7 protein-coding genes are annotated in these 7,850 nt (G+C 70.2%); 3 read left to right on the top strand and 4 right to left on the bottom strand.

From position 1 onward, the window contains the following. Positions 1 to 193 precede the first annotated feature (193 nt). Complete coding sequence (fusA, locus tag M3Q23_13025) at positions 194 to 2,281, top strand: elongation factor G (GenBank protein MDP9342982.1); 2,088 nt, start codon at positions 194 to 196, stop codon at positions 2,279 to 2,281. Positions 2,282 to 2,293: 12 nt separating this feature from the next. After that, positions 2,294 to 2,785, top strand: a complete 492-nt coding sequence (locus tag M3Q23_13020) for a hypothetical protein (GenBank protein MDP9342981.1) — start codon at positions 2,294 to 2,296, stop codon at positions 2,783 to 2,785. Between the two features lie 10 nt (positions 2,786 to 2,795). On the opposite strand, the gene M3Q23_13015 is transcribed toward M3Q23_13020, so the two are convergent. From M3Q23_13015 to M3Q23_13005, 3 genes are all read right to left on the bottom strand, one after another. Then, entirely contained in the window at positions 2,796 to 3,290 is a 495-nt protein-coding gene (locus M3Q23_13015) for an HIT domain-containing protein (protein ID MDP9342980.1), read from the bottom strand. Between the two features lie 9 nt (positions 3,291 to 3,299). Then, positions 3,300 to 5,228 carry a threonine--tRNA ligase gene (gene thrS, locus M3Q23_13010; protein ID MDP9342979.1) on the bottom strand — a complete coding sequence of 643 codons (1,929 nt, stop codon included), beginning with the start codon at positions 5,226 to 5,228 and terminating at the stop codon, positions 3,300 to 3,302. 70 nt (positions 5,229 to 5,298) lie between these two features. Continuing rightward, positions 5,299 to 6,159, bottom strand: coding sequence for a hypothetical protein (locus M3Q23_13005; GenBank protein ID MDP9342978.1), 861 nt, complete (start codon positions 6,157 to 6,159; stop codon positions 5,299 to 5,301). A 204-nt stretch (positions 6,160 to 6,363) separates the two neighbouring features. Between M3Q23_13005 and M3Q23_13000 the strand changes: the two genes are divergently transcribed. After that, positions 6,364 to 6,906: a cupredoxin domain-containing protein gene (locus tag M3Q23_13000; GenBank protein ID MDP9342977.1), complete on the top strand. Its 543-nt coding sequence runs from the start codon at positions 6,364 to 6,366 to the stop codon at positions 6,904 to 6,906. Between the two features lie 51 nt (positions 6,907 to 6,957). On the opposite strand, the gene M3Q23_12995 is transcribed toward M3Q23_13000, so the two are convergent. Continuing rightward, positions 6,958 to 7,848 (bottom strand): hypothetical protein, encoded by an 891-nt coding sequence (locus tag M3Q23_12995; GenBank protein ID MDP9342976.1) that lies wholly within the window; start codon positions 7,846 to 7,848, stop codon positions 6,958 to 6,960. Between the last annotated feature and the right edge of the window lie 2 nt (positions 7,849 to 7,850).

Genomic DNA, 7,850 nt, shown 5'->3' with positions numbered 1-7,850 from the left:
GCGCGACGGCCCCCGCCATCGCCAGGGCCGCGGGCTGCTCCGCCTGGCCCGCCAACGGCCTCAGCGCGCGCTCCCCCATGCCGGGGGCGAGCCTACCATCGGGCCCGCCGCGGCCCCGCCGAGCCCCCGCCGAGCCCGCTCCGCTTCGAGCGCTAGAATCGCGAACCGATTCCCCACGAGCCCGGAAGGACCGATGAAGACCTACGACGCGGCCAACATCCGAAACGTCCTGCTCCTCGGGCACGGCGGAGCGGGCAAGACCACGCTCATGGAAGCGATGGTGTTCGCCGCCGGCGCCATCACCCGGATGGGCAAGGTTGAGGACGGCAACACCGTCTCCGACCACGACCCCGAGGAGATCCGCAAGGGCATCAGCGTCTCGCTGTCGATGGCCCCCATCGAGGTCGGCGAGGTGAAGATCAACCTCCTCGACGCCCCCGGCTACGCCGACTTCGTTGGCGACGTGTACTCCGCCGTCCGGGCCGTGGACGCGGTCCTCATCGTGGTGTCCGCGGTGGAGGGCGTGGAGGTGCAGACCGAGATCGGCTGGGAGCTCGCCGCCGAGGCCGGGCTGCCCCGGGCCATCCTCATCAACAAGCTGGACCGGGAGCGGGCGTCGTTCGAACGGACCCTCGACGGCCTGGTCAAGGCCTTCGGCACCCAGGTCGCGCCCCTCCAGTTCCCGCTGGGTGAGGAGCACAGCTTCGAGGGCGTGGCCGACCTGCTGTCCCGCCGGGCCTACCGGTACGGCTCCTCGCCCCAGGGAGAGGAAGGCGACTGGCCGGAGGACATCGTGGCCAAGGCCGACCCCTTCCGCGAGAAGCTGACCGAGGCGGTGGCCGAGGCGGACGACGTCCTGCTGGAAAAGTACCTGGAGTCGGGCGAGCTGGCCGAGGACGAGATCGTGAAAGGGGTCCGTGCCGGGTTCCACGAGGCCAAGATCGCCCCGGTCCTGCTGTCCGCCGCCGCGAAGCCGGCCGGCGTGGACCGGGTGACCCGGTTCATCGCCGACGTCTTCCCGGCGCCCACCGAGCGGCCCCCGGTCAAGGTGATCGCCAAGGACGGCACGGAGCAGGAACGGCCGTGCGACCCGTCCGCCCCGCTGACCGCCCTGGTGTTCAAGACGGTGTCCGACCCCTACGTCGGCCACATCAGCATGTTCCGCGTGTTCTCGGGGCGGATCCGCCCCGACGCCTCGGTGTTCAACGCCACCAAACGCACCGACGAACGCGTCGGCCAGCTGTTCACGCTGAAGGGCAAGGACCACGAGACGGTCTCGGAGGCGCCGGCCGGCGACATCGGCGCCGTGGCCAAGCTGTCGCACACCACCACCGGGGACACCTTCTCGACCAAGGACGACCCCGTCACGCTGCCGCCGGTGACCATGCCGGAGCCGCTGCTCGCCTTCGCCGTGGAGCCCAAGACCAAAGGGGACGAGGACAAGCTGTCCACGGCCATCGCCCGGGTCACCGAGGAGGACCCCACCCTCCGCGTCGAGCGCTCCGAGGAGACGCACGAGACCGTCATGTACGGCATGGGCGAGGCCCACCTCGACGTGGTCCTTGACCGCATGAAGCGCAAGTACGGCGTCGAGGTGACGCACCGGCCCGCCAGGATCCCGTACAAGGAGACCATCAAGGGCATGGCCAAGGCGCAGGGCCGCCACGTGAAGCAATCGGGCGGCCACGGGCAGTACGGCGTGTGCTGGGTCGAGGTCGAGCCCCTCCCCCACGGCGGCGGGTTCGAGTTCGTCGACCGGATCGTGGGCGGCGTCATCCCCAACCAGTTCATCCCCTCGGTGGAGAAGGGCGTGGTGAAGGCGATGAGCGAGGGCGTGGCGGCGGGCTACCCGATGGTCGACGTGCGGGTCACCCTGTACGACGGGAAGTTCCACTCGGTGGACTCCTCCGACATCGCGTTCCAGATCGCCGGCTCGCACGCGCTGAAGGAGGCCGCCCAGCTGGCCGGGGTGGCCCTGCTGGAGCCCATCGTGGAGCTCGACATCGTGGTCCCGGAGGACCACACCGGCGACATCATGGGCGACCTGAACTCCAAGCGCGGCAAGATCCTGGGCATGGAGCAGATCGGGGCCGGAAAGCAGCGCGTCCGTGCGCTGGCCCCGCAGGCCGAGGTGGCGCGCTACTCCATCGACCTCCGTTCCATGACCGGCGGCCGGGGCGCGTTCACCATGAAGTTCTCCCACTACGAGGAAGTGCCGTCCCACATCGCGCAGAAGGTCATCGAGGAGCACCAGAGGGCGAAGGAAGAGGCCCACAAGTAGGAGGAGGTCACCATGCGGAAGTGGCTCGTCGTCGCCTCGGCAGGCGTCCTGGTCGCCGCCATCCCGCTCACCGTGTGGGCGGCCAGCGGCGGAGGGAACACGGCGGTGAACTGTCAGACGGTGGCGTGGCGGACGGCCTCCCTGTCGACCTCGTCCTCCTCCTTCGCCACGATCCCGGATCTGAAGCCGACCGTGTCCTCCATCTTCCCCATGTCCATCACCGTGAGCGCCGTGGTGTCCGGGGAGCCGGTCGCGTTCCGCCTGCAGGATGTGTCGGTGGCCGGCAGCAAGATCGTCCAGCCGGGGATCGCGCCCTTCGTCACCAGTCCCACGGGCGCGAACTCGTTCTCCTACACCTGGACCGACCCCGGCATCTCCTCGGCCGTGCGGGGACACCAGTTCCTCGTCCAGTGGAAGCGGACGTCGCCGGTCGGGACGTCCACGCTGAAGCGGGCCGACATTGTCGTGCTGTTCGAGAGCGAACAGGGAGCCTGCCGGGGCTGACGCCCTCCGGTCAGCGCGAGGAGCTCGCGAACCGGGGCCGGAGTCTGCGGTAGGTGTCCTCCAGGGACTCGGGGAGGACGCGCGTCTCCCCCACTACCGGCATGAAGTTGGTGTCGCCGTTCCAGCGAGGGACGACGTGCCAGTGCAGGTGGCCGGGGATGCCGGCGCCGGCCACGCGCCCCAGGTTGGCGCCGAGGTTGAACCCGTGGGGGCTCATCTCCTCGCGAAGCGCTGCGACGGCCCGTTGCACCAGCCGCCCGGTGGCCAGGAGCTCGCCCTCGTCGAGCTGCTCGATCTCCCCGACGTGGCGGGTCGGCGCGACCATCAGGTGTCCGGGGTTGTAGGGGTAGGCGTTCAGCAGCGCGAACGCCGCGCCGTCGCGGGCCAGGATGAACGAGGACTCGTCGTCGCCCTTGGCCAGGAGCTCGCAGAACAGGCAGCCCTCGGGCTCCTCGTGCGCCGCCTCGATGTAGGCCATCCGCCAGGGGCTCCACAGCCGGTCCACCTCGGCGCCCTAGAACCGGCTGGACTCGAGGGCGCGGGTGCGGGCCTCCTCCGACGCCCGCTCCACGAACGTGTCCAGGGGCACGCCACGCACTTCCTTCCCCTCTCGGTCGCGCACGGCCACCGTCCCCGCCTCGATCTCCTTGTCCCCCACCACCAGGGTGTAGGGGATCCGCATCAGCTGGGCCGCACGGATCTTCTTCGGAACGGTCTCCCGGCTGTCGTCCACCGACACGCGCAGCCCGGCCTCGCGCATGCCGGTGGCGACCGACTGTGCGTGCTCGGTGTGCCGCTCGGCCACCGGCACGATGCGGACCTGCTCCGGAGCGAGCCACAGCGGGAACGCGCCCGCGTAGTGCTCGATGAGCACGCCGGCGAACCGCTCCACGGAGCCCAGGATGGCGCGGTGGATCATCACCGGGCGGTGGCGCTCGTTGTCGTCGCCCGTGTACTCGATGTCGAACCGTTCCGGCAGGGCGAAGTCGCACTGCACGGTGGTGAGCTGCCACAGCCGCCCGATGGCGTCGTGGAAGTGGAAGTCCACCTTCGGCCCGTAGAACGCGCCCTCCCCTTCCGCGAGGCGGTACTGCATGCCGCTGGCGTCGAGTGCCTGGCGGAGGGTGTCGGTGGCGCGGGTCCACATCTCCTCGTCGCCGATGGCCTTGCCGCCGGTGGGCTGCGTCGACAGCTCGACCACCGGGTCGCCGAACCCGAAGGTGCGGTGCACCTCCAGCGTGAGGTCGAACACCCCCCGGATCTCGTCGACGAGCTGGTCCGGACGGCAGAAGATGTGGGCGTCGTCGATGGTCAGCCCCCGGATCCGCAGCAACCCGTGCAGGGTCCCGGGCCGCTCGTAGCGGTACACGGTTCCCAGCTCCGACAGCCGCATCGGGAGGTCCCGGTAGGACCGGGTCTGCGACTTGTAGATCAGCACGTGCAGCGGGCAGTTCATGGGCTTGACGAAGTACTCGCCGCCCTGGTCCTCGTGCATCGCCGGGTACATGTTCTCCCGGTACTTCTCGAGGTGGCCGGAGGTCGCCCACACGTTGGCCCGGGCCAGGTGCGGCGTGGACACCATCTCGTAGCCGTGCTTCAGGTGGACCTCGCGCACGAAGTCCTCCAGCTGCTTGCGGAACATCCCACCGCGCGCATGCCACACGGCCAGGCCCGCCCCCACCTCGTCGGGGAACGACACCAGGTCCAGCTGGCGGCCGAGCTTGCGGTGGTCGCGGCGCTCCGCCTCCTCCAGCCGGTGGAGATACGCGTCGAGCTCCTCCTGCGAAGGCCACGCGGTCCCGTAGATCCGCTGGAGCTGGGGCCGGTGCTCGTCGCCCCGCCAGTACGCGCCCGCCACGGACAGCAGCCTGAACGCGCCGATCCGGCCGGTGGAGGCGACGTGCGGTCCCAGGCACATGTCGGCCCAGGAGTTGTTCCGGTAGATGGAGATGCGGTCCCCGAGCGCCCCTTCCTCGGCGTCGACGGACTCGATGATCTCGCGCTTGAACGGCTGGTCCTCGAACCGCTGAAGGGCCTCGTCGCGGGAGACCTCTTCCCTGACGAACGGCTGGTCCTTGGCCACGATCTCGCGCATCCGGTCCTCGATCCGCGGGAGGTCGTCCGGCGTGAGCGTGACGGATAGCTCGAAGTCGTAATAGAAGCCGTCCTCCACGGGCGGGCCGATGGCGTACTTGGCGCCCGGGAACAGGTCGCACACGGCCTGCGCCATGACGTGGGCCGTGGAATGGCGGAGGACGTGGAGAGCGTCTGGGTCGCCCGCGGACACGGGAACGACGTCCGCGTCTCCCTCCGGGACGTGGGAAAGGTCGACCAGCGTGCCGTTCACGCGAGCGGCGACCGCCTCCTGCGACAGGATGGAGCCCACCGGCTCCCCCTCGGGGAGCTCGACGGTGCGGCCGTCCGGGAACCGAAGCCTGGGCATGGCCGCCATGATATCGGGACGCCTCGCCCGGCCGAGCCCGGCGGCGGCTCAGGCTCTCCGGTCGCTGGGCTCAGCTCTCGCAGCCGATCCCGTCCCCGTCGCCGTCGAAGCCGTGTGGGTCCGGAGGCAGCACCTTGAGGTCCCGGTACGGGACGTCCGCGCAGTCGAGGTCGGGCGGAGGCGGCGGGATGCACACCGTGGGATAGGCGGGGTCGCAGTTCCCCCCGCCGCCCGAGCCTCCCGAACCGCCGCCGGAGCCCCCCTCGCCCGGCTGGTACCGCGGCGTCTTCGGCGGAAGGCGGCGGACCAGCACCCCCGTGGCGACGTAGCGGATGGCCCAGATCGGATGGATCTCGTTCCAGCCGTGGTCGGAGTCGTACACCCACGTCCCCAGCACGGCGACCCGCTCCCCCACCGATGGCACCGGCAGCGACTGCCCCGGCATGATCTCGGTGACCAGCGAGCCGTGCTGGTAGAGCTCGTTGTCCTGGTCCAGGAACCGGCCGAACCCGGCCGCCGGCGCGACGTCGACGTGGTAGTCGCCGTCCTCCTCGTACCGGGTGGAAGTGACCGTTCCCCGGAACCACCGGCACGTGCCCAGCACGGTGAGGCGGTCGGGGTGATAGACGCCGCGCAGAGGGTTCCGGGGACAGGCGATCCGCCGCACCGGCGTGGGGGTTGGGGAAAGCGTCGGCTTCGGCCCCGGGGAACGGTGCGCCGGCGGCGACGCCGTCGAGGCGGGCGAGGACGGGGTCGACGAGACCACCGGTTCGGGAGACGCCGAGAACGCGATCCCGGTGCCCGAGGACTCCGGCCCCGCCGGCGCCGCCCCCGCGCACGACGTCAGCGCGAGCATCGCGGCCGCCCCCGCGACGGCAATGGTCGGCCACCGTCGGCGCCGAGCGGGATCGGGGGAGCTGCGGGGCATCACGTTTCCTGCTCGTAGGGGGGAATTCGAACCATCGACCTCTCGCGAGCGAGGCAGCATCATGCCACGCCCGCGCCTTCGGATCCGGCCAGGGCCCGCCGTGCTCAGGACTACGGGCCTCCTTCCAGGGGGCCATCCGGCAGGTCCGAGCGCGGCCCGTTCATCCGATCCTGTCTACAGACGGCGGATTCGAGAAGGAGGAGCGCGATGAAAGACCGCATGTTGATCTTCGACAAGCTCATGATCGGGTCGGGCATGGCCGCACTGGTCCTGGCCGGGGTCCTGGCGCTGTACGTGTTCGCCAACGCCCCGAGCAGGGCAGCTGCGGCCGCCCCCGCCCCGAACGGCCAGACGGCCACGACGACCGCCTACCACCCCCACAGCGAGGACTTCACGGTGACGGTGGTCCCGCTCCTGGTGCACGAGCAGTCGGGCTTCTTCGACTACCTGAACCAGGACTTCGCCAAGGGTGGACTGCTGTTCGGCAAGGAGGTCTGGGGCTTCGCGCCAAGCACCCTGGTCGTGTACCAGGGCGACCAGGTCACCCTGCACGTGTACAACCCGGGCGACGACCCCCACACGTTCACCATGATGGACCTGGGCGTGAACAAGCCGTTGAAGCCGCGGGCAACGGCGACCCTGACGTTCACCGCCTCGAAGATCGGTGTGTTCAGCTTCATGTGCGACGTCGCGGAGCACGACCCGTTCATGTGGGGCGAGGTGGTCGTCCTGCCGGGCAGCTCCGCCTGATGAGGCGGAATCGGGCACATGGGCTGACCAGCGGAAACGGGAACGTGCTGGTCAGGCTATTAGCACTACCACCCACTCCCCCGCCGCGTTTCGCAAGGCCCTGCCGGTCTCGCCCTCGTAGACCACGAAGTCCGGCGCGGGTCGCACGGTGAGGCCAAACCGGTCCGCGATCTCTTCCTGGTTTTGAGCACCGGTCTTGATGAACGGCACGCCGTTCTCTGACAGCAGGGCCGCGACCGGCTCCTCCAGCAGAGCCTCGCCTCGGGCCGTCCCGGTCGCATCCAGCAGCGTCCGGAACGCCCCCCCGTAGTGGCGCTGGTGGAGAAGGGCGGCGTAGGGAACGCCCTCCTCGGCCATCTGGCGAACGGTGTCCCAGCCACCGGCCGTGTCGGGCTTGTCGATCTTGCTCCGGAGGGCCCCGGTAGCGACCTCCCACATGCTCCCGGTCACCAGGCGGTGCACGGCCTCGGCGACGGCGCGGACGGTCTCCGGGCGGGCCTTTCCTCCTGCCTCCAGGGACTTGATCGCGCCCTGCCCCAGGCCGGGGGCTCCGAGGTCCTTGCCCGCCTCGGTCGCGGCCGCGGCCAGTTCGCCAGGGGTGTAGCCGACGATGGCCCTGAGGACCCGCACGATCGCCGGGGCCTGCTCGATCGCGTGCGCGAGGTTTTCGGGGTCCACCGCACGGAAGCCGTCGGTGAGGGTCATTGCGAGGTCGTACGCCTCTTGGAACGTGTGCAGTTCGTACTCCTCGCGCCACTGCACGTAGGCGAACTGTGCCGACAGTTGGGGCTTGTAGACCGCCTCGGCGATGGCGGCGTATACCGTTGCCTGCTGGCCCTCACCGAACAACTCGGGCACGCGCCGGACCTCCCCGACCCGCTGATCCCACGATTGCGCTTCGGCCACTCGCTGAACGACCTGGGCGACCGCGGGAAGGCCCACGT

The sequence above is a fragment of the Actinomycetota bacterium genome (assembly GCA_030774015.1).
In the GTDB taxonomy this organism is placed as follows: Bacteria; Actinomycetota; UBA4738; order UBA4738; family JACQTL01; genus JALYLZ01.
This window is presented reverse-complemented; position numbering and strand designations above follow the sequence as displayed.